At 45.1% G+C, this 26,179-nt stretch carries 39 protein-coding genes; 3 read left to right on the plus strand and 36 right to left on the minus strand.

Annotated features, from left to right (window positions below; translation table 11 throughout):
- Positions 1-3: 3 nt before the first annotated feature.
- The 7 genes from DXD65_RS17225 to DXD65_RS17255 all read right to left on the minus strand — a co-directional run bounded on the left by DXD65_RS17225 (position 4) and on the right by DXD65_RS17255 (position 8,127).
- Positions 4-666, minus strand: coding sequence for a TetR/AcrR family transcriptional regulator (locus DXD65_RS17225; RefSeq protein WP_005825647.1), 663 nt, complete (start codon positions 664-666; stop codon positions 4-6).
- A 155-nt stretch (positions 667-821) separates the two neighbouring features.
- Positions 822-2,318, minus strand: coding sequence for a histidine ammonia-lyase (hutH, locus tag DXD65_RS17230; protein WP_057256342.1), 1,497 nt, complete (start codon positions 2,316-2,318; stop codon positions 822-824).
- Complete coding sequence (locus tag DXD65_RS17235) at positions 2,315-2,944, minus strand: cyclodeaminase/cyclohydrolase family protein (RefSeq protein ID WP_098032616.1); 630 nt, start codon at positions 2,942-2,944, stop codon at positions 2,315-2,317. Before DXD65_RS17235 ends, hutH begins: the two co-directional genes overlap by 4 nt.
- Before the next feature lie 48 nt (positions 2,945-2,992).
- Positions 2,993-4,246: an imidazolonepropionase gene (gene hutI, locus DXD65_RS17240; protein ID WP_117887831.1), complete on the minus strand. Its 1,254-nt coding sequence runs from the start codon at positions 4,244-4,246 to the stop codon at positions 2,993-2,995.
- A gap of 63 nt (positions 4,247-4,309) precedes the next feature.
- On the minus strand, positions 4,310-5,200 hold the full coding sequence (ftcD, locus tag DXD65_RS17245; RefSeq protein ID WP_005833514.1) for a glutamate formimidoyltransferase: 891 nt from the start codon (positions 5,198-5,200) through the stop codon (positions 4,310-4,312).
- A gap of 147 nt (positions 5,201-5,347) precedes the next feature.
- On the minus strand, positions 5,348-7,330 hold the full coding sequence (locus DXD65_RS17250; RefSeq protein WP_117887832.1) for a urocanate hydratase: 1,983 nt from the start codon (positions 7,328-7,330) through the stop codon (positions 5,348-5,350).
- Between the two features lie 137 nt (positions 7,331-7,467).
- The gene (locus DXD65_RS17255; protein ID WP_117887833.1) at positions 7,468-8,127 is read right to left on the minus strand and encodes a lipocalin family protein; all 660 of its coding nucleotides are present in this window, start codon (positions 8,125-8,127) and stop codon (positions 7,468-7,470) included.
- A gap of 434 nt (positions 8,128-8,561) precedes the next feature.
- Here DXD65_RS17255 and DXD65_RS17265 point away from each other — a divergent pair, with 434 nt between their 5' ends.
- Positions 8,562-8,840 carry a LysO family transporter gene (locus DXD65_RS17265; protein WP_005825664.1) on the plus strand — a complete coding sequence of 93 codons (279 nt, stop codon included), beginning with the start codon at positions 8,562-8,564 and terminating at the stop codon, positions 8,838-8,840.
- Complete coding sequence (locus DXD65_RS17270) at positions 8,837-9,457, plus strand: lysine exporter LysO family protein (RefSeq protein WP_005825665.1); 621 nt, start codon at positions 8,837-8,839, stop codon at positions 9,455-9,457. The genes DXD65_RS17265 and DXD65_RS17270 overlap by 4 nt, the downstream gene beginning before the upstream one ends.
- A gap of 229 nt (positions 9,458-9,686) precedes the next feature.
- Here DXD65_RS17270 and DXD65_RS17275 read toward each other — a convergent pair whose 3' ends face one another.
- Together DXD65_RS17275 and DXD65_RS17280 are read right to left on the minus strand one after the other, a co-directional pair.
- Complete coding sequence (locus tag DXD65_RS17275; RefSeq protein ID WP_117878931.1) at positions 9,687-10,139, minus strand: DUF6078 family protein; 453 nt, start codon at positions 10,137-10,139, stop codon at positions 9,687-9,689.
- Between the two features lie 11 nt (positions 10,140-10,150).
- Positions 10,151-10,795, minus strand: a complete 645-nt coding sequence (locus DXD65_RS17280; protein ID WP_313736639.1) for a DUF6563 family protein — start codon at positions 10,793-10,795, stop codon at positions 10,151-10,153.
- 126 nt (positions 10,796-10,921) lie between these two features.
- Here DXD65_RS17280 and DXD65_RS17285 point away from each other — a divergent pair, with 126 nt between their 5' ends.
- A complete protein-coding gene (locus tag DXD65_RS17285) occupies positions 10,922-12,820 on the plus strand; it encodes a MutS family DNA mismatch repair protein (RefSeq protein ID WP_117878994.1) in 1,899 nt (632 codons plus the stop codon).
- A gap of 40 nt (positions 12,821-12,860) precedes the next feature.
- Here DXD65_RS17285 and DXD65_RS17290 read toward each other — a convergent pair whose 3' ends face one another.
- The 27 genes from DXD65_RS17290 to rpsS form a co-directional block, all read right to left on the minus strand.
- Positions 12,861-13,400: a hypothetical protein gene (locus DXD65_RS17290; RefSeq protein ID WP_005833536.1), complete on the minus strand. Its 540-nt coding sequence runs from the start codon at positions 13,398-13,400 to the stop codon at positions 12,861-12,863.
- A gap of 109 nt (positions 13,401-13,509) precedes the next feature.
- Positions 13,510-13,923 carry a hypothetical protein gene (locus tag DXD65_RS17295; protein WP_005825677.1) on the minus strand — a complete coding sequence of 138 codons (414 nt, stop codon included), beginning with the start codon at positions 13,921-13,923 and terminating at the stop codon, positions 13,510-13,512.
- Positions 13,924-14,064: 141 nt separating this feature from the next.
- On the minus strand, positions 14,065-14,568 hold the full coding sequence (gene rplQ / locus DXD65_RS17300; RefSeq protein WP_117887834.1) for a 50S ribosomal protein L17: 504 nt from the start codon (positions 14,566-14,568) through the stop codon (positions 14,065-14,067).
- A gap of 3 nt (positions 14,569-14,571) precedes the next feature.
- Positions 14,572-15,564 (minus strand): DNA-directed RNA polymerase subunit alpha, encoded by a 993-nt coding sequence (locus DXD65_RS17305; RefSeq protein WP_005825683.1) that lies wholly within the window; start codon positions 15,562-15,564, stop codon positions 14,572-14,574.
- 11 nt (positions 15,565-15,575) lie between these two features.
- Complete coding sequence (gene rpsD, locus DXD65_RS17310; protein ID WP_005825685.1) at positions 15,576-16,181, minus strand: 30S ribosomal protein S4; 606 nt, start codon at positions 16,179-16,181, stop codon at positions 15,576-15,578.
- A gap of 117 nt (positions 16,182-16,298) precedes the next feature.
- On the minus strand, positions 16,299-16,688 hold the full coding sequence (gene rpsK, locus DXD65_RS17315; protein ID WP_002558049.1) for a 30S ribosomal protein S11: 390 nt from the start codon (positions 16,686-16,688) through the stop codon (positions 16,299-16,301).
- Between the two features lie 11 nt (positions 16,689-16,699).
- Complete coding sequence (gene rpsM, locus DXD65_RS17320; protein WP_004291218.1) at positions 16,700-17,080, minus strand: 30S ribosomal protein S13; 381 nt, start codon at positions 17,078-17,080, stop codon at positions 16,700-16,702.
- 34 nt (positions 17,081-17,114) lie between these two features.
- Complete coding sequence (gene ykgO / locus DXD65_RS17325; RefSeq protein WP_002558051.1) at positions 17,115-17,231, minus strand: type B 50S ribosomal protein L36; 117 nt, start codon at positions 17,229-17,231, stop codon at positions 17,115-17,117.
- Positions 17,232-17,240: 9 nt separating this feature from the next.
- A complete protein-coding gene (gene infA, locus DXD65_RS17330) occupies positions 17,241-17,459 on the minus strand; it encodes a translation initiation factor IF-1 (RefSeq protein WP_002558052.1) in 219 nt (72 codons plus the stop codon).
- Between the two features lie 9 nt (positions 17,460-17,468).
- Positions 17,469-18,269 carry a type I methionyl aminopeptidase gene (gene map / locus DXD65_RS17335; protein WP_005825687.1) on the minus strand — a complete coding sequence of 267 codons (801 nt, stop codon included), beginning with the start codon at positions 18,267-18,269 and terminating at the stop codon, positions 17,469-17,471.
- A gap of 13 nt (positions 18,270-18,282) precedes the next feature.
- Positions 18,283-19,626 carry a preprotein translocase subunit SecY gene (gene secY / locus DXD65_RS17340; protein ID WP_005825690.1) on the minus strand — a complete coding sequence of 448 codons (1,344 nt, stop codon included), beginning with the start codon at positions 19,624-19,626 and terminating at the stop codon, positions 18,283-18,285.
- Positions 19,627-19,630: 4 nt separating this feature from the next.
- On the minus strand, positions 19,631-20,077 hold the full coding sequence (gene rplO / locus DXD65_RS17345) for a 50S ribosomal protein L15 (RefSeq protein ID WP_005825692.1): 447 nt from the start codon (positions 20,075-20,077) through the stop codon (positions 19,631-19,633).
- A 30-nt stretch (positions 20,078-20,107) separates the two neighbouring features.
- On the minus strand, positions 20,108-20,284 hold the full coding sequence (gene rpmD / locus DXD65_RS17350) for a 50S ribosomal protein L30 (protein ID WP_004291222.1): 177 nt from the start codon (positions 20,282-20,284) through the stop codon (positions 20,108-20,110).
- An 11-nt stretch (positions 20,285-20,295) separates the two neighbouring features.
- Complete coding sequence (rpsE, locus tag DXD65_RS17355) at positions 20,296-20,814, minus strand: 30S ribosomal protein S5 (RefSeq protein WP_005825693.1); 519 nt, start codon at positions 20,812-20,814, stop codon at positions 20,296-20,298.
- 5 nt (positions 20,815-20,819) lie between these two features.
- On the minus strand, positions 20,820-21,164 hold the full coding sequence (rplR, locus tag DXD65_RS17360; RefSeq protein ID WP_005656518.1) for a 50S ribosomal protein L18: 345 nt from the start codon (positions 21,162-21,164) through the stop codon (positions 20,820-20,822).
- A gap of 20 nt (positions 21,165-21,184) precedes the next feature.
- On the minus strand, positions 21,185-21,754 hold the full coding sequence (gene rplF / locus DXD65_RS17365) for a 50S ribosomal protein L6 (RefSeq protein ID WP_005825696.1): 570 nt from the start codon (positions 21,752-21,754) through the stop codon (positions 21,185-21,187).
- A 15-nt stretch (positions 21,755-21,769) separates the two neighbouring features.
- Complete coding sequence (gene rpsH / locus DXD65_RS17370; RefSeq protein ID WP_004291226.1) at positions 21,770-22,165, minus strand: 30S ribosomal protein S8; 396 nt, start codon at positions 22,163-22,165, stop codon at positions 21,770-21,772.
- A gap of 55 nt (positions 22,166-22,220) precedes the next feature.
- Complete coding sequence (gene rpsN / locus DXD65_RS17375) at positions 22,221-22,520, minus strand: 30S ribosomal protein S14 (RefSeq protein WP_005825697.1); 300 nt, start codon at positions 22,518-22,520, stop codon at positions 22,221-22,223.
- 4 nt (positions 22,521-22,524) lie between these two features.
- Positions 22,525-23,082, minus strand: a complete 558-nt coding sequence (gene rplE / locus DXD65_RS17380) for a 50S ribosomal protein L5 (protein WP_005825698.1) — start codon at positions 23,080-23,082, stop codon at positions 22,525-22,527.
- On the minus strand, positions 23,082-23,402 hold the full coding sequence (gene rplX / locus DXD65_RS17385; RefSeq protein WP_005825699.1) for a 50S ribosomal protein L24: 321 nt from the start codon (positions 23,400-23,402) through the stop codon (positions 23,082-23,084). The genes rplE and rplX overlap by 1 nt, the downstream gene beginning before the upstream one ends.
- A 20-nt stretch (positions 23,403-23,422) precedes the next feature.
- On the minus strand, positions 23,423-23,788 hold the full coding sequence (gene rplN / locus DXD65_RS17390; protein WP_005825700.1) for a 50S ribosomal protein L14: 366 nt from the start codon (positions 23,786-23,788) through the stop codon (positions 23,423-23,425).
- Between the two features lie 2 nt (positions 23,789-23,790).
- Positions 23,791-24,060 carry a 30S ribosomal protein S17 gene (rpsQ, locus tag DXD65_RS17395; RefSeq protein WP_005825701.1) on the minus strand — a complete coding sequence of 90 codons (270 nt, stop codon included), beginning with the start codon at positions 24,058-24,060 and terminating at the stop codon, positions 23,791-23,793.
- Complete coding sequence (gene rpmC / locus DXD65_RS17400) at positions 24,057-24,254, minus strand: 50S ribosomal protein L29 (protein WP_005825702.1); 198 nt, start codon at positions 24,252-24,254, stop codon at positions 24,057-24,059. The genes rpsQ and rpmC overlap by 4 nt, the downstream gene beginning before the upstream one ends.
- Before the next feature lie 5 nt (positions 24,255-24,259).
- Positions 24,260-24,694, minus strand: a complete 435-nt coding sequence (gene rplP / locus DXD65_RS17405; RefSeq protein ID WP_004291234.1) for a 50S ribosomal protein L16 — start codon at positions 24,692-24,694, stop codon at positions 24,260-24,262.
- A gap of 21 nt (positions 24,695-24,715) precedes the next feature.
- Entirely contained in the window at positions 24,716-25,447 is a 732-nt protein-coding gene (gene rpsC, locus DXD65_RS17410) for a 30S ribosomal protein S3 (RefSeq protein ID WP_004291235.1), read from the minus strand.
- A 5-nt stretch (positions 25,448-25,452) separates the two neighbouring features.
- Positions 25,453-25,863, minus strand: coding sequence for a 50S ribosomal protein L22 (gene rplV / locus DXD65_RS17415; protein ID WP_004291236.1), 411 nt, complete (start codon positions 25,861-25,863; stop codon positions 25,453-25,455).
- Positions 25,864-25,899: 36 nt separating this feature from the next.
- Positions 25,900-26,169, minus strand: coding sequence for a 30S ribosomal protein S19 (rpsS, locus tag DXD65_RS17420; protein WP_002558070.1), 270 nt, complete (start codon positions 26,167-26,169; stop codon positions 25,900-25,902).
- Between the last annotated feature and the right edge of the window lie 10 nt (positions 26,170-26,179).

Consider the following 26,179-nt stretch of genomic DNA (forward strand, 5'->3'; position numbering starts at 1 on the left):
AAACTACTCCTTCGTTTCATCCGGCTTTACCTGATTCTTGCGATATTCGCAGATAAAGTCCTCCAGGACACGGGCACCCTTCTCCGTAGAGATACCGCGCAAGAAAGTGAACATGATAGATTCGTACACTTCAAGGAAAGAATACTCATTGCAGATGTCCGAATTCATCAGCAAATCGAGCTGGTCGCGCACGAGCAGATTGATAATGGCGAAATTCACATCATCACGAAAAATGCCTTGCTTCACGCCCTCTTTGAAGAAGTTCACTGTATCTTCCGAGCTCCGGTTCCGATTGTTCTTCATCAACTGATAAGCCTTGGGATATTTCTTGATATCCTCAAAAAACTTCTTGTTCGTGGCATGAAAACGCTCTATGCTCCACTGATAACATCTCAACAAAACTTCCAATACGTTACTGGAAGTCTCTATTACTCCTTTCACAAAAATATCACCATCCTTCTGGGACTTCAGGATACATTCTTCCAACAAGGTTTCCTTGTCCGGAAAAACTTCGTAGAGAGTGCGCTTAGAGATACCCAAAGATGCGGCAATCTCATCCATCGTGATACTTTTTATTCCATTTGTTGTAAATAATTCTACGGCGGCCAGAATGATACGTTCCCTCAGTTCCACCCGTGATGTTGAATGCTTCGTGTGTTCGCCCATTTTTCTTCCCTTTCTAAACTAAAACTATTTTTATTCATTATCGGAATAAAACGGGACAAATATAGAAAGAAAACTCAATTCGCCAATTAAGTTTCCTTTCTTATTGTTAACAGATTAATAATTATTATGTTTCTGGCAGATTTATTGGGAAGTTCCTAATAATCAAACTTTGTCCGGTTGAGGAAAGCGACTGTCTTATGGATTTCCTTATACATCACGATGTCTTCCTTCACAAAAGGGACTTCCTTGCGATATTCGTGCAGGAAACGCTCCAGAACGGGAGAAGTCTTTGCCGGACGGCGGAAGTCGATGCCTTGAGCGGCATTCATCAGTTCGATGGCAAGGATATGCTCCAGATTGTCCATAATGCGATAAAGCTTAGTAGCTGCATTGGCACCCATGCTGACATGGTCTTCCTGCCCGTTGGAGGAAACGATGGAGTCGCTGCTGGCGGCATAGCAGTACATCTTGTTCTGGCTCACCATAGATGCGGCGGCATATTGCGGAATCATGAAACCGGAGTTCAGACCGGGATTGGCAACAAGGAATTCCGGAAGTCCGCGCAACCCCATGATAAGCTGGGCGATGCGCCGCTCGGATATATTGCCCAGTTCTGCCAGGGCGATGCCGAGAAAGTCGTAGGAGATGGCAAGCGGCTGGCCGTGGAAGTTACCGCCTGAAATGATACGGTCCTCATCGGGGAAGATAGTAGGATTGTCAGTCACGGAATTGATTTCCGTCAGCAGAACGGAAGACACGTAACGGATGGCGTCTTTCGTTGCCCCATGCACCTGAGGGATGCAACGGAACGAATAAGGGTCTTGCACATGCTGCTTGGGACTGGCTACCAGCTCGCTGCCTTCCAATAGCTTGCGGAAGTTGGCACCCGTTTCTATCTGTCCCTTGTGTGGACGAATCTGCTGGATACAGTCCATGAAGGGATCGATACGTCCGTCGAAAGCTTCCAGGGAAAGGGCGGCAATCAAGTCGGCTTTCTTGGAGAGACGAAAGGCTTTGAGAATGGCAAAGACACCGTTGGCACTCATAAACTGGGTACCGTTGAGTAATGCCAATCCCTCTTTACTCATCAGCTTCACCGGTTCCCAACCGAACTCATCGAGCACACTGATAGCCTCGCGCTTCTTTCCTTTATAATAGACATCGCCCACACCGATAAGCGGCAAGAAGAGGTTGGCCAGAGGAGCCAGGTCGCCGGAGGCGCCCAGTGAGCCACGGTCATAAACGATAGGCATCACGTCGTTATTGAAGAAATCTAGGATGCGCTGCACGGTGATGACCTGCACACCGCTATGCCCCAAAGAGAGGGCATGCGCCTTGAGCAACATCATCAGTTTGATGATGACCGGGCGTATCTCCTCGCCCACACTGCAAGCATGGCTCTTGATGAGATTTTCCTGCAAGGTGCCCAGCTCGTCCGACGAAATGCTCTTACTGCACAACGAACCGAAACCGGTAGTAATGCCATACAAGGGTTCTTCCGACTCCGCAATCTTCTTGTCCAGATAATCGCGGCACTTCTGTATCCGCAGCTTGGCTTCCGGAGCCAGCTCCAGTTTCAGGTTTTCATTGATGATACGTTCGATGAGGTCGAAGGTCAACTCACCGGAACCTACATAATAGACATTGTTCATACTTTCAGCTCTTGATTGATTTCGTCCAACAATTCCTTTTCTTTCGCACAAGCCAGGCGTTCCAATTCGTCGGCTTCACTTTGGAGCTTGGACACAAACTCCTTGTCCTTCAGCGAACCCAGGTTGATGCGTACATTCATCAGTGCGCCCAGCACAGCCGAACGGGCAGACATCATGGCCACACAAGCATCCGTAACGGCATTGCGGTTGCCCAGGCGGGCTACATCCATGATGACCGTCATCAGCTCATACGCATTGCGTGCCACCTGCATGGGAACAAGGGCGGCAAACTTGGTAGCCTCCTGGATGGCAGCGCTGCGCGCCGCCTTTTCCTCATCCGTAGCTTTCGGCATCTTGAAGCAGGCAAACACCTTGTCGTAGGCTTCAGAGTCGCGGTCTATATCTGCTACAAAAGCCTCCTTTTGCTGCAAGGCAACTCCGGAGATATGGCGCATCAGCTCTTCGTGAAGTTCATAACCTTTCTTACCGATGGTGAGGTTAGCAACCATAGCGGCAAGAGCAGAAGCAATAGCACCGTTCAAAGCGGCAATACTACCGCCACCGGGGACGGGATCGCTACCCGCCACTTTATTCAAAAATTCCTTTACTGTCAAATCAACTAACATGATATTAAATATTAAAGATTAAGGATTAAGAGGGGATATCAGCACTTCTTAAAGTACAGGATAAAGCACTCCCCCCTTTATGGTGGTATTGACACAATTCATACCTACATAATAAGGTAGAAAGTGATAATTATCCGTATTGAGCACTACGAAGTCTCCTTTCTTGCCCACCTCGATGCTGCCGATGCTATCCGCGCGGTTCAAGGCGGCGGCACCGTTCAAGGTCAGGGCAGTGATGGCCTCTTCAATACTCATTTTCATATAAATGCACGCCAAGGCAAATGTCAGGGGGATGGAGCCGGAGAAACAACTGCCCGGATTGAGGTCGGTGGCAAGGGCCACGGCACAACCGGCATCAATCATTTCGCGTCCACGAGCATAGGGTTCTTTCAAAGTAAAGGCTGTCAGCGGAAGAAGGGTCGCCACAACTCTCTTGTCGGCCATGGCGTGGATGTCCGCATCCGAAGCATGCAGCAGATGGTCGGCAGAGACGGCAGAAAGTTCAGCAGCCAGTCCGGCACCCCCTAATGGTACAATCTCGTCGGCATGGAGTTTCAAGGCAAGTCCCATTTCCTTGGCTGCCAGCAAAAGGCGACGGGACTGCTCGATGGAGAAAACGCCCTGCTCACAGAAGACATCGCAGAACTCTGCCAAATTATTATGAACCACTACGGGCATCACTTCGCGGATAATGTAGTCCACGTACTCGTCCGTCTGTCCGTTGTATTCTGCAGGCACAGCATGTGCACCGAGAAAAGTGGAGACAACGTCTACACGCTTGTGCTCGTCATTATTAAGGCTACGCATCACCCGAAGCTGCAGGAGCTCGGTTTCCTTGTCCAGACCGTAGCCGCTCTTTCCCTCTACGGTAGTCACTCCCATAGCACTCATCTGCTTCAGAAAGCCCTCCGCCTTGCTGCGCAGCTGGATGAAATTACATGCACGGGTAACTTTCACCGTACTCACGATGCCTCCTCCACGTTCCATGATGGACATGTAACTCTCTCCCTTCAAACGCCAGGAGAACTCCTCGGCACGCTCGCCACCAAACACAAAATGTGTGTGTGAGTCCACAAAGCCGGGTAGCAGACACTTGCCGCGGGCATTGTAATGCCAGTAGTGCTGATAATAGCCGTCACGCTCCTCTCCACGGTTAGGTCCGACGTAGGTGATGATGCCATCGGTCACTTCCACCGTAGCATTGTCGATGATGCTCAGTTGCTCCATCTCCTTGCCGCAACGGGCAGAAAAGCCGAGGGGGGTCACTACACGGGTATTGAATATAATAAGGTTTTCTGTCATAAAGCCTCTCTCCTAACCCCTCCCCCGTAGGGAGGGGAATTAAGTTAGTACTATTTAATTCGGTTACATTCGTGCTTCTAAGACTTGCTCCATGGAGAAGTTCTCCAATCCCAGATAGTAGGACGCTGTATCTATCAAGGCCTCCATCGGCACCAGACCGATAATCTCACTGCCCACAATACTGACGCCGTAGCGGCGGGCTTCCACACGCACCAGTTCGAAAGCACGGTAGAGGGCGGTGCGGGTATAGTCCGTCATGTTGATGGATACCTGCGTGATGCCGCGGTCCTTCAACTCCACTCCCATTGCCTTGCAATAACGCAGTCCTCCGCCGATGAAACGGATTTTCTTAGCGATGTCATGGGCTATCTCCAGACTGGGGGTATTGAGGTTGATGTTATAGGCCACCAAAGGCATGCGGGCACCGATAGCCACTGTGCCTGCGGTGGGATGACGTTCGGCCAGTCCGAAGTCGGGATGCCATTCCGGTTGCTTTATCTTCTCGGCCATACCTTCGAACTCCCCTTTACGGACAGCAGCCAAATTCTCCCGATGAGGGGCAGAAGCAGACTTTTCATATAAGAAGACGGGAAGATTGTAACGTTTTGCAACCTCCTTGCCCACTTCTTTCGAGAGGGCAACGGCTTCTTCCATCGTCACATTCCGGATGGGGATAAAAGGTACTACATCTACAGCACCCATACGAGGATGCTGTCCCTGATGGTGATTGAGGTCTATCAGCTCTACTGCCACGCCGATAGCTTCGAGCACAGCATCACGAAGCGGTTCCGGCTCGCCCACTACGGTCACCACAAGGCGGTTGTGGTCTTCATCGTTACTGTAATCCAACAGTTTCACACCTTGTTTGCCCCGAAAAGGAGCTACTATCTTATCTATCTTCTGCAAATCGCGCCCTTCGCTGAAATTGGGGACGCATTCCATAATCTTATTCATAATGCTCTTTAAAAAAAAATATATATACTCTGATTTTTCAGACGCAGATGACGCGGATTCTTTTTATCGGAATACAGAGACGTCGGGATTCTTTTGAAAGAAAAAATCCGCGTTATCCGCGTCTAAAAAATGAAATCATCACTTTACTTACTCCTTCACCACTTTCTGCACCAACTTCTCATCAGCCACATACGGCATCGTGATATGATAGCCGTCTGCATGCGTACGGTTAAACTCCTCGCTCGTCTCCATGGCATGCGGATTGCGTGCCCACGAACGGCGGGCCACACCACCCATCACATCCCACAACATAGCGGAACGCAGGATTTCGTCTACCCGCTCACTACCGTCGCACACCATGCCGAAACCGCCGTTGATGGCTTTTCCGATACCTACGCCACCTCCATTGTGCAAGGCCACCAAGCTCATGCCACGCGCACAGTTTCCAGCAAAACACTGCACCGCCATATCTGCCATGACATTACTGCCGTCCTTGATATTGGATGTTTCACGGAATGGAGAGTCTGTACCGCTGACATCGTGATGGTCGCGTCCCAACATAATGGGGCCGACCTCTCCCTTACGCACCATTTCATTGAAGCGCAAAGCTATATTCATACGTCCCACGGCATCCTGATAAAGAATACGAGCCTGCGTGCCTACCACCAAGTTGTTTTTCTCCGCATCACGAATCCAATTATAGTTATCCAAATCTTGCCCGCGACGTGTAGGGTCGATACATTCCATCGCCGCACGGTCGGTCTTCACCAAGTCTTCATGTTTTCCACTGAGGCACACCCAGCGGAACGGACCATAACCATAATCAAACAGTTCCGGTCCCATTATGTCTTCCACATAGCTGGGAAAGATGAAGCCGTTCTTATCATCTCCGTCCCGAGCAATTTCGCTCACGCCGGCATCGTAGACGGCTTTCATGAAGGAGTTCCCATAATCGAAGAAGTACGCGCCGTGTTCCACCAGCCTTTTTATAGCCTTGAAATGACGCTCCAAGGAAGCATCCACCAGACACCGGAACTTCGACGGATTCTCGTGCAGCATATGGGTACGCTGCTCAAACGTCAGTCCGGCAGGACAGTAACCGCCCTCATAGATGGCATGGCAGGAAGTCTGGTCGGAAAGTAAATCTATGTGCAACTGCTTCTGCACCGCATATTCCAGCAAATCGACGACATTGCCGTGATAGGCCACAGAAACCGGGCGACACTCGTCCATAGCTTGTCGAGCCAGCGAAAAGGCTTCTTCCAGAGAATCTGTAACGTGTCCCACCCAGCCCTGGGTATGGCGGGTTTCGATGCGGGAAGCATCCACCTCGGCAATGATTGCCGCCGCCCCTGCCATCTCGGCAGCTTTGGGCTGCGCACCGCTCATGCCTCCCAGACCGGAAGAAACAAACAAGCGTCCGCGCAAATCGCCGTCCTGCGGAATGCCCAGTTTCAGACGGCCTGCATTCAGCAACGTGTTGAACGTGCCGTGCACGATGCCCTGCGGACCGATGTACATCCAGCCGCCGGCAGTCATCTGCCCGTAGTTGGCAACGCCCATCTGCATAGCGGTGTGCCAGTCCTTCTGATTATCATAGAGCCCCACCATCAGCGCATTGGTAATGATGACACGGGGCGCCTCGGGCTTGGACTTGAAAAGCCCCAACGGATGTCCGCTTTCGATGACCAGTGTCTGTTCGCGCGTCAACACTTCGAGGTACTGCTTGATGAGCCGGTATTGCATCCAGTTCTGGCAGACCTGTCCCGTCTCACCATAGGTAACTAATTCATACGGATAAAGGGCGATGTCGAAACAAAGATTATTGTCAATCATCACCTGGAATGCCTTGCCTTCAATGCAGTTCCCCTTGTATTCGTCGATGGGTTTCGCTTTGAGGTCGCCCTGCGGGCGGTAGCGGTAGCCATAGATACGTCCACGTGTACGCAGTTCTTCCATGAACTCCGGAGCGAGGGTTTCGTGCAGCTCTTTGGGGATGTAGCGCAAAGCGTTCTTCAATGCCGTAGCCGTCTGCGCAGGGGTAAGGGTGTAGCCACGGTCGGGTGCCCGCCGGATACCCTCGACAAAGGAAGGATAGGAAGGCAATGTTTTACTTAAGGTTATCTCCATGTCCTATAAAGATTAAGGATTTACAAAGTGTCAGCCCACAAGGGTTATATTTGCCGCAATATAGAAATAAATCCCGACATTCGCAATGGAATGCCGGGATTATTTATCTTTTAGTCAGAAACCAACAAAGAGGAATTCTATTTTAAAGCCATTTTATTGATTTTCATTATCTGATAGACACCTTCATAATCGGCGGCAAATCCGTCATCGGCTTTGCCCATATCGATTACTTCCAACTCTACGTATACCGGTTTTCCGTTTTTAACTCCTTTCGTCATATCATCATATTTTTGCATGAGTTCTCCGGTCTCATCCACAATCCAATAATCGGCAGAATCTCCTTCGGCCTTGAAGGAACGCACCTCATGGCCGACGACCAGCTCGCCTTTTACCGACAAAAGTTTCTTGGCAGGGGTAAGCACCGCGGCAGGTATTGTTTCTTGATTCAGTGCTTCATTGTTCCTGGCATATTTCAAGAGCAACTCTCTTCTTTTGAGAATCAGGCTGTCCTGCGTCAGTTTTTCTATTGTCAGCGTATCCGTGAAGGAAATATCCTGGTGATTGCCGATGCTGGTACCTGAAAGCAACAACCGGTTTCCTACTTTTTTCCATGCCTCATATTTCAAGGTGGCCATGTTAATGGAAGAAGCGCTTCCGTCCCCATCAAGAACGAAACCTTGCTGCATGCCGGGCATTCCCGGAACCGGCTCCACCCAGGAGCCTTCAATGGAGGCGTTGTTGCAAGCAGTTAAAGCAACCATGCCAAGAACAGCAGTTAAATCTCTCAATCTTTTCATATCTCTTCTCTTTTTAAAACTATATTTCTAAACAAAGGAGCTCTTGTATTTCCTCTATTCTCTTGCAAAAATAATGTTTTTACGGGGGGGGCCACGCACTGAAGAGTCTTTTTTTCGCAAAACAATTTATGAATATTTATTTGGAAATTATTCAAACTAGCATTACCTTTGCACCGAAATTCAAAAACGATATGAACCAGTACTTAACTACAACATACAATACGCGCAATGCTGCATGGGGCAACAAGACCTTATGCGGCCATTTCATAGTGCACGTACATTGGTTCAGCGGATTCATTTAACTACCCTGCAATTTACATTTTACTATTTTGCACTTCCCTTACCGAGAAAAGGAAGGGGAAATGCCGTGTATGGAGTTTCCGTTCGAAGAAACCGGACTAACCTATGTATTCACCCAAAAAAGAAGAAAACTTATGTTTACAATTATATCCATCATGTTTATAGGAATCGGTATCGGATACCTGATGCGTAACGTACAAATGTTGCAAAAAGTGGAGAAAAGCGCCTCGCTCACCATCTTACTGCTACTCTTTGTACTCGGTGTATCCATCGGTTCCAACCGTCTGATTGTTGACAACCTGGGAAGATTCGGGTGGCAGGCCGCCGTACTGGCCTCACTGAGCATTACGGGCAGCATGTTGGCCTCACTGATGGTGTTTCACCTATTTTTCAAGAAAGGAGAGAAGAGATGAAGGGAAGTTTGACGGTTGTTGCATTTTTCTGTGCCGGCTGCCTGATGGGAGTAGCCAATGATTTTCAGTTCGACCTGCACGACTTATCCATGTATGTGCTCTATGCATTGATGTTCCAGGTGGGCATCGGCATCGGGAGCAACAAGAAACTGAAGGAGCTGGTCAAGAGCCTGCGGCCCAAAATGCTTTTGGTGCCGATGGCCACCATTGTGGGAACGCTGTTGTTCTCCGCCTTCGCCAGTCTGCTGTTGAGCCAATGGAGTGTGTTCGACTGCATGGCGGTGGGTAGCGGATTTGCTTATTATTCGCTTTCCTCCATTCTGATTACGCAATTCAAGGAACCTTCCATAGGCCTGCAACTCGCCACGGAGCTGGGCACCATCGCCCTGCTTGCCAATATCTTCCGTGAAATGATGGCTTTGCTGGGTGCACCGCTCATCCGGAAATATTTCGGCAAGCTGGCACCTATATCGGCGGCAGGTGTCAATTCGATGGATGTACTTCTACCCTCCATCACCCAATATTCCGGAAAGGACGTGATTCCTATCGCTATATTCCACGGAATATTAATTGATATGAGTGTACCGGTATTCGTATCCTTCTTCTGCAATCTGTAAACAGCAGGCCGAAAAGAGGGAGATAAGGCCTCATTGTATTCATACTGTAACAACGTGAACAACAGCGACTTCTCACTGCAAAGTGAGTGCATGCATTTTGCAGTGCCACTGCATACCGTTTGCAGCATCACTGCATACCTATTTGCAGTGATACTGCAACTGCTTTGCAGCGCGACTGCAACGGGTTTGCAGTGATGCTGCAAAAGGTGTGCAGTGACTTTGCAGCCGGTCACCAAGCTACCGCATACTCGTAGTGGTCGAACTTAGGCTTAGTGCCTATGCCTACCGCATTGAATACCCGGGCTATCCGCTGCTGTTCTTCGGGAGAGATAGGGCGCTCGCCCTTGCGGCAATGATAGTAATAGCGTTCGCAAGAGAAGCATCCCATCACGCGATGGCGCACGGTGAAAAGCAGCTTGGCGGGCACTTCGTCGAAAAGGCGTGTCATACCGCGGGCATAGTGCAGCTGCTCGCTGGAGCGGTAACGGGCACAAGTGGAGGACCCGGACAAGCTGCCGACATAAAAAGGATTCACCGCACGAACGGACTGTGGTTGGGGGGCTTCACTCTCGGACAACAGTTGTGCCGCTATCGCCCGCAGGCAGGAAGAGGCTTTGGGGCACTTTCCGTTACCCGCAAAGCAGTATTCGTACCCATCGGGCACGTCTTGCAATAATATCATCTTATTAATGATTAATGGTTAGTGATTAATGGACGGAGTGCACGCAGATACTTGCCGATGACCTTTGCCGACTCGCTTGTTTCTTTCTCGAATTCGGCGTGCAGTGTCGGGTATCCGGCAAGCAATTGCATCATTCGCTCACGTCCCACGAACTCGGACTTTCCGGTTTCGGGATTCAGTTCGTAATAGACGCGGGCATGCACCAGTCCCGAAGCATTGATGGCGTCTCCCACTTCACCGCCCAATCGTGTGGCATCATCGGGAGTCATGGTACTGGTGGCTGCTTGTCCCACAGGCTGTGCACAGAAGTAAACCTTTCCACCGAGCCACATGGCAGGTGCATACCACTGCCCGAAGCGATAACGCTTATAGCGCATCTTACGGCAATTGACATAAAGCGAGGTATCTACCCGTACAGCATAACAACGGGACTTCAAATAACGGCAAAGACCGGGATTGTCGTCTACCGTAATACGATAATCGGCACCGCCCATGAGGTAAATCTGGTTCTTTGTACGCTTCTCAATCTTCAGTGTGGTAACCGTATCGCCACGGTTCTCCACCAACTCTTTCAGATTGGAATACATTACCTGTTGCGCCCCCACCGGCAAAACCGCCAGCAACATCAGAACGCCTAACAACCAACTCTTCTTCATATCCCAACCTCCTCTTTTCTGAAACTTTGTTTTAGTGAGCGAAAGGTACATTTTTTATCGGAAGTAGACAAAAAATCGCGGAAAAAACAATTGGAAATGTATATCTTTGCCTTAAACTTAACATGTATGGAGCAAATAAATACGATAGATAAAATCAGCGCCGTCTACCGCAACACGGCAGAAGAGGCAAGACAAGAACTGAATAAAGTACAACAGAAGATTTACCGCATCGGCAGCCTGCGCCTGCTGCTGTTTGTGGCAGGAGTAGTAGGAATTATCTATTTCTGGAGCGAGAGCTGGGGTATACTGGCCTGCATTGCCCTCATCACCCTACTGCCGTTCCTATTTTTAATGAAATACCACAACCGGCTGTTCCATCGCAAGGACTATCTGGAAAAGAAGATGGAAATCAACGAGCAGGAACTCGCCGCTCTGGATTACGATACGTCTTCTTTCGATGACGGCGAAGCATACATCGACCCCACCCATCTCTACACCTATGATTTGGATGTTTTCGGTCCGCATTCCCTTTTCCAGTACATCAACCGTACCTGCACACAGCCCGGGAAACACCGCCTCGCCCACTGGCTGGGGAAACATCTCGAGAGAAAGGAAGAAATCATCCGCCGACAAGAAGCCGTCAGTGAACTGGCTCCGGAACTGAAATTCCGTCAGCGCTTCCGTATCCTCGGCCTGCTGTACAAAGGAAAAGCCGCCGATGAAACAGAACTGTGCCAATGGGCGGAAAGTCCGAGCATCTTCCGGAGCCGGAAATTACTGCGCCTCCTGCCGGTACTGGTGACGGGAGCCAACCTCATCTGCCTCGCACTCGTCATGGCAGGAATTCTGTCCGCAAGTATCTACGGCATCATCTGGACCTGCTTCGTCATCGCCGGCTTCGGCTTCACTGGCAAAGTCACCAAGATGCAGGCCATCTATGGCAAAAAACTGCAAATTCTCTCCACCTACGCCGCCCTGCTCCACCTCATGGAAAAGCAGCCTGCACAAGCCACCCTGCTCAAAGAGATAAAACAACAGATTGGCGGAGAAAAACGGAAAGCCTCCCACTCCATCAGCAGGCTGAACAAGCTCATGGATGAACTCGACCAACGCAACAATGTCTTTATGTACGTCATTCTGAACGGCCTCTTCTTCTGGGAACTGCGTCAAATCATGCGCATTGAAGCCTGGAAAGAGCAATATGCCGCTGAACTGCCCGGGTGGCTCGATGCCATCGGACAAATGGATGCGCTCAACTCACTGGCAACATTTGCCTATAATCACCCGGACTATATTTACCCAAAGATAGTTCAAGCGGAAAGAAAGGGGAAAGGAAACCTGAATAAAGAAGAAGAAAGCAATTCTGAAACGGAAGCACCCATCAATGCCCCTTCCTCCTTCCGTCTCTGTGCCGAAGCCCTGGGCCATCCGCTGATGAACCGTGACCGCTGTGTCCGCAATGACATCGACATGGTGAAACGACCGTTTTTCATCATCGTCACCGGCGCCAACATGGCAGGGAAAAGCACCTATCTGCGTACGGTGGGCATCAATTACCTCCTTGCCTGCATCGGCGCCCCCGTCTGTGCCCGCCAAATGGAAATATGCCCGGCCCGGCTCATCACTAGCCTGCGTACCTCGGATTCACTGAACGACAACGAGTCCTACTTCTTTGCCGAACTCAAACGTCTGAAACTCATCATAGACAAGCTGCAGGCTGGTGAGGAGCTTTTCATCATCCTCGACGAAATTCTGAAAGGTACCAACTCCATGGACAAGCAGAAAGGCTCCTTTGCCCTTATCAAGCAATTCATGACTTTGCAGGCCAATGGCATCATTGCCACCCACGACCTGCTGCTGGGAACACTCATCGACCTCTTCCCCGATGACATCCGCAACTATCGCTTCGAAGCAGACATTACAGACAATGAACTGACCTTCTCCTACCGCTTACGCCCAGGTATCGCCCAGAATATGAACGCCTGCTTCCTGATGAAAAAAATGGGGATTGCCGTTGCCGACTAATCCCCACCACAGTTAAAGTCAAGTCTAACTCTTTGACTGATTATGCTGTTTTACATTTCTCCAGGAAAGTAGACACTGCAACCGCATCGCTACCCGTATAGTAGCGTACGGAAGTTACCGGAGTATACGTGTAAGGCACAAACTGATACAACTGTACAGCCGCAAATTTATTGTCCTGCGAAATCATGACATCCATGCGCACATTTCCACTGCCGCTACTTTTTATTTCAGTCTCGCCATTCAGCTGTTCATTCTCAATCATATCTGTAAGTTTGCCCAAATATTTCAAATCGAAGAAAACACTGCGTTCCTTGGTCACACTGCCCGTCGGCAAATAGACCACTTCCTTCGATTTCCAAAACAGACGGAACACGCCAAGCAAGACGAATGCCGTACCCAGCACCATCAAAGCCATGCTGAGAGTGGAAGATTTATCACTCATCTCAAAAATGGATGCAAAAATAAAAACACCGACCAGCAGCATAGCTACTGAAAAGATAAGTCCTGAAACACTGGTACGCTTTACAATATCGGGATGTGAAGACGCAAAAAGAGTTGCGTCAATAGTTTGAGTTGCCATAATTATAATATGTTTTAATGAATTTATTAGAAATAGAAAATACAGTATTCCCCTGCAAAAACACATAGTCTGACCATACACAAGGGAAAAAGGAAGATTCAATAAAACACTAAATGAGAATACGCCTTAGTGTGAAAATGTAATATTCGCACACCGGCTGGCAACGATAATAGGCAGTGGCATCATAGAGTTTCTCACGATGCAGAGACAAAACAGCCGCTCGCTGGGCCAGTTTGTCAATCCAGTCCTTTAAAGAAAATATATATTCCGTGGTAGAAATGCGCTGTATACGGGAGTACGTCAGCGAATGTAATTGTCCACCCATGCCCGCCAGCTCTGCATCCGGCAGATAAGGCAATTGAGGCATCGCAATATAGGCATCAGTCTGCTCATGTACGGCAATAGTATTCTCACTCACAACATTCCCACCACTCGCCGCTTTATTGGCAAATGTATCGCTTACAGTCTGCCATAAAGCCAATGCAAGCACCATGAATCCTATGAATCTTAAGAATTTAGCCATATCTATGTGCAAATATAACAGTTTCTTTCAGGAATTTGTTTAATGCACACATCTTTTAATGTTTCTTGGATGATTTATAGGAAATAAAAAGCCGCTCCAAACAAATTGGAACGGCTTCTATATATAAAAAGAATAGTTGAATTATTCAGCTTTAGCTTCCTCAGCAGCAGGAGCTTCTGCAACTGGTGCAGCAGTTTCTGCAGCAGGAGTAGCTTCAGTAGCAGCAGATTTCTTTGAACGGCGGGTACGAGTAGCCTTCTTGGCAACCTTTTCCTTAGCCATGTTTTCGTTGTAGTCAACGAGTTCAATGAAGCACATTTCAGCATTGTCACCCAAACGGTTACCAGTCTTGATAATACGAGTGTAACCACCCGGACGATCAGCAATCTTCACAGAGATTTCTTTAAACAATTCAGTTACAGCATACTTGTCTTGCAAATTGCTAAATACAACACGACGGGAATTAGTCGTATCGTCTTTAGCCTTTGTAATCAAAGGCTCAACAAACTTCTTCAAAGCTTTAGCCTTTGCAACGGTCGTAGTGATTCTTTTGTGCTTAATCAAAGAACACGCCATATTAGCCAACATAGCGTTTCTATGAGAGGCAGTACGACCCAAATGGTTGAATTTCTTATTATGTCTCATTTTTTATTCTTTATCTAATTTATATTTAGAAATATCAGTTCCAAACGACAGATTCAGACTTTCCAGCAAATCATCAAGCTCGGTAAGCGATTTCTTTCCGAAGTTTCTGAATTTCAGCAAATCCGTCTTGTTGAATTGTACCAAGTCACCAAGAGTCTCTACATCTGCAGCCTTCAGACAGTTGAGGGCACGTACAGAGAGATCCATATCAACGAGCTTGGTCTTCAGCAACTGACGCATGTGCAATACTTCTTCATCAAACTCTTCATTGCCGTCAACATCATTTGTTTCCAGCGTGATCTTCTCGTCAGAGAAAAGCATGAAGTGATAAATCAGAATCTTTGCAGCTTCTTTCAGGGCTTCTTTCGGATGAATGGAACCGTCGGTAGTAATCTCAAGTACCAGTTTCTCGTAGTCGGTCTTCTGCTCTACACGGAAGTTCTCTACCTGATACTTCACATTACGTATCGGAGTATAAATAGAATCGATAGGAATTACGTTCACATCGGTGCAATATTCGCGGTTTTCGTCAGCAGGAACATAACCACGACCTTTGTTGATCGTAATATCTATCTGCATAGTCGACTTTGAATCTAAATGACAAATAACTAATTCAGGATTTAACACTTCAAATCCAGTCAAATACTTACCTATGTCACCTGCTTTAAATTCACTTGAATTCTCGACTGTAATACTTACTTTCTCACTCTCGAATTCTTCAACTACTTGCTTGAATCTCACTTGTTTCAGATTCAAGATAATGTTAGTAACATCCTCTTTTGCCCCCGGAACACTGGAAAATTCATGCTCAACACCGTCTATCTTGATAGTAGTGATAGCAAAACCTTCCAATGAAGAAAGCAGGATGCGGCGCAGTGCATTACCCACGGTAATACCGAAACCGGGCTCCAACGGACGAAATTCGAATTTTCCGAATCTAGAGTCCGCTTCCAACATTAATACTTTATCAGGTTTTTGAAATGCTAATATCGCCATGAAATTAATTATTATTTAGAATACAATTCTACGATCAAATGCTCTTTAATGTTTTCAGGAATGTCTGCTCTTTCAGGTACATGCAGCAATTTGCCTACCTTAGAGTTATCATCCCATTCCAACCAAGGATATTTGCTATGGTTAAAGCCAGCCAGTGAATTAGCGATAACTTCCAATGATTTGGATCTTTCACGAACACCGATCACCTGACCCGGTTTCACTGCATAAGAAGGAATATTCACAACCTCACCGTCTACAGTAATGTGCTTGTGGCTCACCAACTGACGAGCAGCTGCGCGAGTAGGAGCAATACCCAAACGGAATACGATATTGTCAAGGCGACCTTCCAACAATTGGAGAAGGATTTCACCAGTAATACCTTTAGCAGTCTCAGCCTTCTCAAACAAGTTGCGGAATTGTTTTTCCAAAACGCCATAAGTATATTTGGCTTTCTGTTTCTCACGAAGTTGAACACCGTATTCAGAAGTCTTTCTCTTTCTGGAATTACCGTGCTGTCCGGGAGGATAGTTCTTCTTTGACAATACTTTATCTGCTCCAAAGATACCTTCACCGAATTTACGGGCTATTCTTGATTTTGGTCCAGTATATCTAGCCATTTCTTTTAAATATTTAATTGTTTATTCATGAACTTGGGTTTGTTGCAGCCGCGATTGCAGAGAGAAAGTTTACAATCCAATAACAAAATCAAGTCTCACTTCTATTAAAGGTAAATTTTAAACTCTACGTCTTTTCGGAGGACGACAACCGTTGTGCGGAAGCGGAGTTACGTCAATGATTTCAGTAACCTCGATACCTGCACCGTGGATAGTTCTAATAGCAGACTCACGTCCGTTACCCGGGCCCTTCACATATGCTTTTACCTTTCTCAAGCCAAGATCGTATGCTATCTTAGCACAATCTTGAGCAGCCATCTGTGCTGCGTAGGGAGTGTTCTTCTTTGAACCTCTAAAACCCATCTTTCCGGCAGAAGACCAAGAAATGATCTGACCTTCGCTGTTTGCCAGAGAAACAATAATGTTGTTAAAAGATGAATGAACATGCAACTGTCCATTAGCATCAACCTTCACATTTCTCTTTTTTGCTGCAACTGTTTTTTTTGCCATATCAACAATTATTATTTAGTAGCTTTTTTCTTATTAGCAACGGTTTTCTTTCTACCCTTACGAGTACGGGCATTGTTCTTTGTGCTCTGACCTCTTACTGGAAGACCAATACGATGACGAACACCACGATAGCAACCGATATCCATTAAACGCTTAATGTTCAATTGAACTTCAGAACGAAGATCACCTTCAACCTTATACTCTGCACCAATGATCTCACGAATCTTGGCAGCCTGATCATCCGTCCAGTCTTTTACTTTCAGGTCTCTGTCAACACCTGCTTTATCCAAAATTTTTGCTGAACTACTACGACCTATACCATATACATAGGTCAACGCAACTTCACCTCTCTTGTTTTGAGGCAAATCGACACCAACTATTCTTATAGCCATATACTAAATTATTTTTTTTGCAAAAATAATAATATTATCCTTGACGTTGTTTATACTTAGGATTTTTCTTGTTAATAACATACAAACGGCCATTACGTCTAACGATCTTACACTCTGGCGTACGTTTCTTTAAGGATGCTCTTACTTTCATATCTTAATTTTATTTATATCTAAATACAATTCTTCCTTTCGATAAATCGTAAGGAGACATTTCGACTCTTACTTTATCCCCTGGCAGGATTTTGATGTAATGCATCCGCATCTTACCGGAAATATGTGCAGTAATCTCATGTCCGTTTTCTAATTCAACACGAAACATTGCATTAGACAATGCTTCAACTATAACTCCATCTTGTTCTATTGCAGATTGCTTTGCCATATTAATTTCTTAAATTGCTTTATCTCCTAATACTTCTTCAATGAACTCGAATGATGACAATATATCAGCTTCACCAGTGCCGACTGCTATCGTATGTTCAAAATGAGCTGCACACTTGCGGTCTTTTGTCCTCACCGTCCAGCCATCACGCTCCATGAGTATTTGTCGGTTACCTAAAGTTATCATCGGTTCAATGGCAATGCACAAGCCTTTCTTCAGCATTGTCCCATAACCACGCTTTCCGTAATTGGGAACCTGAGGATCTTCATGCATTTCCTTGCCTATTCCGTGACCCACAAACTCACGCACCACACCATAAGAATTAGATTCGCAGTGCTGCTGTATCGCATAACCGATATCACCCAACCGCTTGCCGTGAACGGCATTCTGTATCCCTATGTACAATGCTTCTTTAGTAACCTTCAGTAATTTGCGGACTTCTTCGTCAACTTCACCTACACAAAACGTATAGGCTGAGTCGCCACAAAAGCCATTCATGTAAGTACCACAATCAACAGACACGATATCACCATCTTTCAGTACCACATCATCTCCCGGAATACCATGTACCACCTGGTCATTTACAGATGTGCAAATAGAAGCTGGAAACGGATCGCCATATTGATTAGGAAAACCTTTAAAGGTTGGAACAGCACCATTGTCTCTGATGAACTCTTCCGCCACCCTATCCAGCTCTTTTGTTGTCACTCCGGGCTTTATAACCTTAGCTATCTCAGCCAACGTCTTTCCAACAAGCAAATTACTCTTGCGGAGCAGCTCTATTTCATCTTCTGTTTTAAGAAATATCATTCTTCAAAAAAGATTAATATGCAGCTACATTACCACTGCGGCCTTTAATACGTCCGGATTTCAGCAAACCGTCATAGTGTCTCATCAACAAATGACTTTCTACCTGCTGGAGAGTATCAAGCACCACACCCACAAGGATTAACAAAGATGTACCGCCAAAGAATTGAGCAAACTCAGCTTTCACACCGAATATACCGGCAAACGCAGGCATAATGGCAACCAAGGCCAAGAAGAAAGAACCAGGCAAAGTAATACGCGACATAATCACGTCAATATACTCAGCAGTTTGCTTTCCTGGCTTGATACCCGGAATAAAACCATTGTTTCTCTTCATATCTTCAGCCATCTGAGTCGGGTTAATAGTAATTGCAGTATAGAAATACGTAAACAATATAATCAACACTGCAAAAATCAAATTATACCAAAAGCTTGTATGATCAGTCAATGCACGTACGAAACCACTTGCATCATTTACATTTGAGAACCCAACAAGAGTGATAGGAATAAACATGATAGCCTGAGCAAAAATGATAGGCATCACGTTAGCAGCATTCACCTTCAAAGGAATATACTGTCTAGCACCGCCATATTGCTTGTTACCCACGATCTTCTTCGCATATTGTACAGGAATCTTTCTAGTTCCCTGCACCAAAAGAATAGCGAATGCAATAACAACCAGCAGAACAACAAGCTCAATCAAGAACATTACCAGACCACCAGTCTTGTCCGTCATACGGGAAATCAATTCCTGGAATAAGGACTGTGGCAGACGGGCGATGATACCAATCATGATAATCAGCGAAATACCATTACCGATACCCTTATCCGTAATTCTCTCACCAAGCCACAAAATAAACATACTTCCAGCCGCTAAAATAATGGTAGAAGTAAACATAAACAGAGTCCAATCTAATGAAGCATTTAAAGAAGGACCAGCCTGCATCTTAAGATTGAGCAAATAAGAAGGAGCCTGAACCAAAAGAATAAGAATCGTCAGATAACGAGTATATTGATTCATTTTTCTTCTACCACTCTCACCTTCGCGCTGCAATTTCTGGAAATACGGAACCGCAATACCCAGCAACTGAATCACAATGGAGGCAGAGATGTACGGCATGATACCCAATGCAAAAATAGAGGCATTGGAAAATGCTCCTCCGGAAAACATATTTAACAAGGCTAAAAGACCTTCGCTTGTCTGTTGATGCAATTGTGTCAGCATTGACGGATTGATACCCGGCAAAACGACATACGAACCAAAACGGTAGATTGCCACAAACAATATGGTAATGAGGATCCGTTGTCTCAGATCCTCAATTTTCCATATATTCTTTAATGTTTCAATAGCTTTTCTCATTGAATTAGAGTTTTACTACTTGTCCACCAGCAGCTTCGATGGCAGCAACAGCAGTCTTAGAAAATGCATGTGCTTGTACATCCAACTTAGCAGTCAAAGTTCCGTTACCTAATACTTTTACCAACTGGCTTGCAGAAATGAAACCAGCAGCAATGAAGTCACTGATACCTACAGTCTGCAAGTTCTTTGCTTCAGCCAATTTCTGAATTGTATCCAAGTTGATAGCCTTATACTCTACACGATTGATATTTTTAAAGCCAAACTTAGGTACACGACGTTGAAGAGGCATCTGACCACCTTCAAAACCGATTTTCTTAGAGTATCCAGATCTTGATTTAGCTCCTTTATGACCTCTAGTAGAAGTACCTCCCAAGCCAGAACCCGGACCACGTCCAATTCTCTTTCTTGTTTTAGTAGATCCCTCTGCAGGTTTTAAATTACTTAAGTTCATATTGTAATTCGTTTTATATTCAACAAATAATTACTTAACAATGGTAACCAAGTGTTTAACCTTATCCACCATTCCAAGAATTGAAGGAGTGCATTCGTGTTCAACCACACGATTCAACTTATGAAGTCCCAGTGCATCGAGAGTTCTCTTCTGATCAGCAGGAGCACCAATTCTACTTTTAACTTGTTTAATCTTTATAGTCGACATATTCTTCCTCCTTATCCTCTAAATACTTTTTCCATACTAACTCCTCTGTTCTGGGCAACCATACGAGCATCGCGCATTTCACTCAATGCCAAGATAGTAGCCTTTACCAAGTTGTGCGGGTTGGAAGAACCTTTTGACTTAGCCAAAACGTCTGTTACACCAACACTTTCCAATACGGCACGCATTGCACCGCCAGCAACAACACCAGTACCGTGAGAAGCCGGTTTAATAAATACTTCAGCGCCACCGAACTTTGCAGACTGTTCGTGAGGAACTGTACCTTTCAGTACAGGCACTCTTGTCAGGTTTTTCTTTGCAGATTCAACACCTTTGGCAATAGCAGCGGTTACTTCACCAGCTTTACCAAGGCCCCAACCGATGATGCCTTCTTCGTTTCCTACTACCACAATAGCAGAGAAACTAAAAGTTCTACCACCTTTGGTTACTTTGGTTACACGATTAATAGCAACCAATCTGTCTTTCAGCTCTATATCGTTTGTAATCTTAACTCTATTATTAAGTCCTGCCATAATGATTAAAATTTAAGTCCACCGTTACGGGCAGCATCAGCCACCTCTTTTACTCTCCCATGATACAAGTAACCATTACGGTCGAAAACAACAGTAGTAATACCTGCTTCCTGAGCTTTTTTCGCAATCAGTTCACCTACTTTAGCAGCTTGTTCCTTCTTAGGCATTTTTTCAGTCATACCCAACGAAGAAGCGGCAGCCAATGTCTTACCGGACAAGTCATCGATAATCTGAACATAGATTTGCTTGTTACTTCTAAATACACTCATACGCGGGCATTCAGTAGTACCTGAAATTTTATTGCGTACTCTATATTTGATCTTAATTCGTCTTTCTATTTTTGTTGTCATAATAATATCAATTTAAATGATTATTTAGCACCAGCTGATTTACCAGACTTTCTACGAATTTCTTCGCCAACAAACTTAATACCCTTACCCTTATACGGTTCAGGCTTACGGAAAGAACGTATTTTAGAGCAAACTTGACCAAGTAACTGCTTGTCGCAAGATTCCAATATAATCAAAGGATTCTTGTTTCTTTCAGACTTAGTCTCAACTTTAACTTCAGGAGGCAACTGTATAAAGATACTGTGAGTATAACCTAAAGCCAGTTCAATGATATTTCCCTGGTTAGAGGCACGGTAACCTACACCGACAAGTTCCAATTCTTTCTTATATCCTTCTGATACACCAACAACCATGTTGTGCACCAATGAACGGTATAATCCATGGAATGCATGCTTTTGCTTGGGGTTATCCAGCATTGCATTTTCATTCTCAGCCAAAACAACATGACCGTCTTCGATGGTAACATTGATAGCAGGATTTACATATTGGCTCATTTCGCCTTTGGGTCCCTTAACGGTAACCACGTCATCTTTCAGAGTAACTGTTACTCCAGCGGGAATACTAATGGGTAATTTTCCTATTCTTGACATTGCTAATTCCTCCTATTAATATACATAACACAAAACTTCACCACCAATCTTCAGTTCAGCGGCTTCTTTGTTGGTCATTACACCCTTGGAAGTAGATATTATAGCAATACCCAAACCATTAATAACACGCGGCATGTCTTTATAACCGGTATATTGACGCAAACCCGGAGAAGAGATTCTCTCCAGCTTCTTGATTGCGTTAACCTTGTTTACCGGATCATACTTCAAGGCAACTTTGATTGTACCTTGAGGACCATCTTCTACAAACTTATAATTAAGAATGTAGCCCTTTTCAAAAAGAATCTTAGTGATTTCTTTTTTCAAATTAGAAGCCGGAACTTCCACAACTCTGTGCTTCGCTTGAATAGCGTTCCGCAACCTCGTCAAATAATCTGCTATTGGATCAGTCATATAAAAAATAAATTAAATTAATCAGGCCTACCCTGACAATATTTAAAAACAATAATTACCAGCTTGCTTTCTTTACACCGGGAATAAGACCGTTAGAAGCCATCTCACGGAACTGGATTCTGGAGATGCCAAACTGACGGATATATCCTTTGGGACGACCTGTCAGCTTGCAACGGTTGTGCATGCGAATCGGGTTAGAATTTTTAGGCAAATCCTGCAATTTCTGTGCAGCTTCAAAAGCTTCAGCAGGATCACCGGTTCTAACGATTTGCTTCAACGCAGCTCTTTTCTCGGCATATCTGGCTACTAATTTAGCACGCTTTACTTCGCGTGCTTTCATTGATTCCTTTGCCATATTATCAATCTTTTTTAGCGTTTTTAAACGGTAAACCGAATTCTTTCAACAAGGCATACCCTTCTTCATCTGTTTGCGCAGAGGTTACAAAGGTAATATTCATTCCGAGAATTCTAGTAATACTATCGATATTAATTTCAGGGAAAATGATTTGTTCCTGAATACCAAGGGTATAGTTACCCTTACCATCGAACTTACTTTCAATACCCTTGAAGTCGCGGATACGAGGCAGAGCTACACGAACCAACTTTTCAAGGAATTCGTACATTCTCTCACGACGCAGAGTTACCATAACGCCAATCGGCATTTTCTTACGCAACTTAAAGTTTGCAATATCCTTACGAGAAATGGTTGCCACGGCTTTCTGGCCAGTGATAGTAGTCATTTCATTAATTGCCACTTCAATAATCTTCTTGTCGGCAACAGCCATACCCAGACCCTGATTGATAACAATCTTCTTAAGTACGGGTATCTGCATAGAAGAAGAATACTGGAACTGTGATTTCAATGCAGGCGCAATACGCTCTGCATATTCTTTCTTAAGGCTAGCAGTATTACTCATTACTTAATCTCCTCTCCTGATTTTTTAGAATAACGCACTAAAGTGCCTTCAGCACTTACTTTTCTACCAACACGCGTTGCTTTGCCAGTCTTTGGATCAACGGGGTTCAAGTTTGACAAGTGGATAGAAGCTTCTTGCTTCACAATACCACCTTGCGGGTTCTTAGCATTCGGTTTTGTGCTCTTAGACACCATGTTGATACCCTCAACGATTGCGCGGTTTTTATCAACAAGAACCTTCAATACACGACCAGTCTTACCCTTGTCTTCACCGGAGTTTACATAAACTGTATCGCCTTTTTTAATATGTAATTTACTCATTACTCAAATCTTTTACAATATTAAAGTACTTCAGGAGCGAGTGACACAACTTTCATGTTAGTAGCACGAAGTTCACGAGCTACCGGACCGAAAATACGACTACCTCTAATTTCACCTGCATTGTTCAACAACACGCAAGCATTATCATCAAAACGTATGTAAGAGCCATCAGCACGACGGATTTCTTTCTTAGTACGTACGATCAAAGCTTTAGACACTGCACCTTTTTTAATATCACTTGAAGGGATAACGCTCTTAACAGAAACGACAATCACGTCCCCTACTGAAGCATAGCGACGACCTGTACCACCCAAAACGCGGATACAGAGAGCCTCTTTTGCCCCACTATTATCACATACTGTAAGTCTGGATTCTACTTGTATCATAATTACTTAGCTCTTTCAATTATTTCTACCAATCTCCATCTCTTAGTCTTGCTCAAAGGACGAGTTTCCATGATGTGTACAGTATCGCCGATATTGCACTCATTCTTTTCATCATGAGCATGGTACTTCTTCGTCTTGCTAACGAACTTACCATATATGGGGTGTTTCTCCTTAAACTTAGCTGCTACTGTAATGGTCTTATCCATCTTGTTGCTCAGCACAACCCCAGTTCTTTCTTTTCTTAAATTTCTTGCTTCCATCAAGCTCATCATTTATTGTTAAGTTCTCTTTGGCGTAATTCAGTCTTCATACGCGCAATAGTCCTGCGTAATTGTTTGATCTGAGCAGGATTATCCAAAGGAGAAATAGAATGATTTAAAATCACTTGGTTGTAATTAGCTACTTCTGCTTCAACTCTTTCTACCAAGTCACTGGTAGGCATCTCTTTAATTTCTGCTGTTTTCATACTTCTTACGCATTTTGATTTTGAATATCATAATCACGTCTAACCACAAACTTAGTTGTGATAGGAAGCTTCTGTGCAGCCAAGCGCAAAGCTTCTTTAGCGATTTCATAAGATACTCCTTCGGCTTCGATAATAATTCTACCCGGTGTAACAGGCGCTACGAATCCTTCCGGCGCACCCTTACCCTTACCCATACGCACATCAGCAGGCTTTCTGGTGATAGGTTTGTCGGGGAAAATACGAATCCAAATCTGTCCTTGACGTTGCATATATCTTGTCACTGCAATACGCGCAGCTTCAATCTGACGGCCTGTAATCCATTTCGTTTCCAAGGCCTTAATACCAAAAGATCCGAAAGCCAACTGGTTTCCTCTTTGGGCATTACCCTTTTGACGGCCTTTTTGTTGTCTTCTGAATTTTGTTTTTTTCGGTTGTAACATAATTCCTAAAAATCAAATTCGTTAGCGATTATTTTTCTTTCTTTTGAAGTTCTTTCCGCCATTGTTTCCGCTATTGCTTCCACGACCACTTTCCTTGCTTTGCGTAAAGTTCGGAGCCAACTCCTTCTTACCATAAACTTCACCTCTACAAATCCAAACTTTAATGCCGAGAAGACCAACCTTAGTCAATGCTTCTGCATGACAATAGTCGATATCTGCTCTGAAAGTGTGCAACGGAGTTCTTCCTTCCTTATACATTTCAGAACGGGCCATTTCTGCACCATTCAAACGTCCTGAAATCTGAATCTTGATACCTTCCGCACCCATACGCATTGTATTGGCAATAGCCATCTTGATGGCACGACGGTAGGCTATTTTGCCTTCAACCTGACGGGCAATGTTGTTAGCCACGATAACAGCATCCAACTCTGGTCTCTTAACTTCGAAGATATTAATCTGAATATCCTTATCAGTAACCTTCTTCAACTCCTCTTTCAACTTGTCAACTTCTTGGCCACCTTTGCCGATAATGATACCCGGACGTGCAGTACAAACGGTAATAGTCACGAGTTTCAGTGTACGTTCAATTACAATTCTTGACACACTAGCCTTTGCCAGACGAGCGTTCAAATATTTACGAATCTTGCTATCTTCCAGCAGAGAATCGCCGTAATTCTTTCCACCATACCAATTGGAATCCCATCCTCTGATAATTCCTAAACGGTTGCTTATTGGATTAACTTTTTGTCCCATTTACCTTAATTTTGATCTTCGTTATTACTTTTAGAACCAACGAACAACGTTACGTGGTTTGAACGTTTACGAATTCTGTAACCTCTACCCTGCGGAGCCGGTCTCATTCTTTTGAGTGTAGCACCACCATCAACAAAAATCTTGGTTACGAACAGCTCGCCACTTTCAGCTTTACGTTCGTTTTTCTGCTCCCAGTTAGCAATTGCAGAGCGCAGCAACTTTTCCACTCTTGCGGCAGCCTCTTTTGAAGAGAACTTCAAAACGCCGAGTGCTCTGTTCACCTCCATCCCGCGAATCATATCAGCCACGAGACGCATTTTACGGGGGGAAGTAGGAACATTTTGCAATTTCGCAAAATACATGGTCTTAAGGGCTTCTTTTCTTTTTTCAGCCGATATTTTTTTTCTTGCTCCCATTATATTATTACTTTATTATTTCAGATAAATCCTGTTTTATTTTTTCTTGTTACCAGCGTGTCCTCTGAAAGTACGAGTTGGAGCAAATTCGCCCAACTTGTGTCCTACCATATTTTCGGTAACATAAACAGGAATAAATTTATTTCCGTTGTGAACTGCAACAGTATGGCCTACGAAATCAGGCGAAATCATTGAAGCTCTGGCCCAGGTCTTAACTACCACTTTCTTGCCCGATTCATTCATGGCAAGCACTTTCTTCTCAAGCTTAACGTTAATATACGGACCTTTTTTTAATGAACGACTCATAATTTACTCA

It is taken from the genome of Bacteroides sp. 4_1_36, from assembly GCF_003466325.1.
Taxonomy (GTDB): domain Bacteria; phylum Bacteroidota; class Bacteroidia; order Bacteroidales; family Bacteroidaceae; genus Bacteroides; species Bacteroides uniformis.

Coding starts and splice junctions, on each gene's coding strand:
- DXD65_RS17225 (WP_005825647.1), bottom strand. CDS start 666: ATGGGCGAACACACGAAGCATTCAACATCACGGGTGGAACTGAGGGAA.
- hutH (WP_057256342.1), bottom strand. CDS start 2,318: ATGAACAATGTCTATTATGTAGGTTCCGGTGAGTTGACCTTCGACCTC.
- DXD65_RS17235 (WP_098032616.1), bottom strand. CDS start 2,944: ATGTTAGTTGATTTGACAGTAAAGGAATTTTTGAATAAAGTGGCGGGT.
- hutI (WP_117887831.1), bottom strand. CDS start 4,246: ATGACAGAAAACCTTATTATATTCAATACCCGTGTAGTGACCCCCCTC.
- ftcD (WP_005833514.1), bottom strand. CDS start 5,200: ATGAATAAGATTATGGAATGCGTCCCCAATTTCAGCGAAGGGCGCGAT.
- DXD65_RS17250 (WP_117887832.1), bottom strand. CDS start 7,330: ATGGAGATAACCTTAAGTAAAACATTGCCTTCCTATCCTTCCTTTGTC.
- DXD65_RS17255 (WP_117887833.1), bottom strand. CDS start 8,127: ATGAAAAGATTGAGAGATTTAACTGCTGTTCTTGGCATGGTTGCTTTA.
- DXD65_RS17265 (WP_005825664.1), top strand. CDS start 8,562: ATGTTTACAATTATATCCATCATGTTTATAGGAATCGGTATCGGATAC.
- DXD65_RS17270 (WP_005825665.1), top strand. CDS start 8,837: ATGAAGGGAAGTTTGACGGTTGTTGCATTTTTCTGTGCCGGCTGCCTG.
- DXD65_RS17275 (WP_117878931.1), bottom strand. CDS start 10,139: ATGATATTATTGCAAGACGTGCCCGATGGGTACGAATACTGCTTTGCG.
- DXD65_RS17280 (WP_313736639.1), bottom strand. CDS start 10,795: ATGAAGAAGAGTTGGTTGTTAGGCGTTCTGATGTTGCTGGCGGTTTTG.
- DXD65_RS17285 (WP_117878994.1), top strand. CDS start 10,922: ATGGAGCAAATAAATACGATAGATAAAATCAGCGCCGTCTACCGCAAC.
- DXD65_RS17290 (WP_005833536.1), bottom strand. CDS start 13,400: ATGGCAACTCAAACTATTGACGCAACTCTTTTTGCGTCTTCACATCCC.
- DXD65_RS17295 (WP_005825677.1), bottom strand. CDS start 13,923: ATGGCTAAATTCTTAAGATTCATAGGATTCATGGTGCTTGCATTGGCT.
- rplQ (WP_117887834.1), bottom strand. CDS start 14,568: ATGAGACATAATAAGAAATTCAACCATTTGGGTCGTACTGCCTCTCAT.
- DXD65_RS17305 (WP_005825683.1), bottom strand. CDS start 15,564: ATGGCGATATTAGCATTTCAAAAACCTGATAAAGTATTAATGTTGGAA.
- rpsD (WP_005825685.1), bottom strand. CDS start 16,181: ATGGCTAGATATACTGGACCAAAATCAAGAATAGCCCGTAAATTCGGT.
- rpsK (WP_002558049.1), bottom strand. CDS start 16,688: ATGGCAAAAAAAACAGTTGCAGCAAAAAAGAGAAATGTGAAGGTTGAT.
- rpsM (WP_004291218.1), bottom strand. CDS start 17,080: ATGGCTATAAGAATAGTTGGTGTCGATTTGCCTCAAAACAAGAGAGGT.
- ykgO (WP_002558051.1), bottom strand. CDS start 17,231: ATGAAAGTAAGAGCATCCTTAAAGAAACGTACGCCAGAGTGTAAGATC.
- infA (WP_002558052.1), bottom strand. CDS start 17,459: ATGGCAAAGCAATCTGCAATAGAACAAGATGGAGTTATAGTTGAAGCA.
- map (WP_005825687.1), bottom strand. CDS start 18,269: ATGATATTTCTTAAAACAGAAGATGAAATAGAGCTGCTCCGCAAGAGT.
- secY (WP_005825690.1), bottom strand. CDS start 19,626: ATGAGAAAAGCTATTGAAACATTAAAGAATATATGGAAAATTGAGGAT.
- rplO (WP_005825692.1), bottom strand. CDS start 20,077: ATGAACTTAAGTAATTTAAAACCTGCAGAGGGATCTACTAAAACAAGA.
- rpmD (WP_004291222.1), bottom strand. CDS start 20,284: ATGTCGACTATAAAGATTAAACAAGTTAAAAGTAGAATTGGTGCTCCT.
- rpsE (WP_005825693.1), bottom strand. CDS start 20,814: ATGGCAGGACTTAATAATAGAGTTAAGATTACAAACGATATAGAGCTG.
- rplR (WP_005656518.1), bottom strand. CDS start 21,164: ATGACAACAAAAATAGAAAGACGAATTAAGATCAAATATAGAGTACGC.
- rplF (WP_005825696.1), bottom strand. CDS start 21,754: ATGTCAAGAATAGGAAAATTACCCATTAGTATTCCCGCTGGAGTAACA.
- rpsH (WP_004291226.1), bottom strand. CDS start 22,165: ATGACTGATCCAATAGCAGATTATTTGACGAGGTTGCGGAACGCTATT.
- rpsN (WP_005825697.1), bottom strand. CDS start 22,520: ATGGCAAAGGAATCAATGAAAGCACGCGAAGTAAAGCGTGCTAAATTA.
- rplE (WP_005825698.1), bottom strand. CDS start 23,082: ATGAGTAATACTGCTAGCCTTAAGAAAGAATATGCAGAGCGTATTGCG.
- rplX (WP_005825699.1), bottom strand. CDS start 23,402: ATGAGTAAATTACATATTAAAAAAGGCGATACAGTTTATGTAAACTCC.
- rplN (WP_005825700.1), bottom strand. CDS start 23,788: ATGATACAAGTAGAATCCAGACTTACAGTATGTGATAATAGTGGGGCA.
- rpsQ (WP_005825701.1), bottom strand. CDS start 24,060: ATGATGAGCTTGATGGAAGCAAGAAATTTAAGAAAAGAAAGAACTGGG.
- rpmC (WP_005825702.1), bottom strand. CDS start 24,254: ATGAAAACAGCAGAAATTAAAGAGATGCCTACCAGTGACTTGGTAGAA.
- rplP (WP_004291234.1), bottom strand. CDS start 24,694: ATGTTACAACCGAAAAAAACAAAATTCAGAAGACAACAAAAAGGCCGT.
- rpsC (WP_004291235.1), bottom strand. CDS start 25,447: ATGGGACAAAAAGTTAATCCAATAAGCAACCGTTTAGGAATTATCAGA.
- rplV (WP_004291236.1), bottom strand. CDS start 25,863: ATGGGAGCAAGAAAAAAAATATCGGCTGAAAAAAGAAAAGAAGCCCTT.
- rpsS (WP_002558070.1), bottom strand. CDS start 26,169: ATGAGTCGTTCATTAAAAAAAGGTCCGTATATTAACGTTAAGCTTGAG.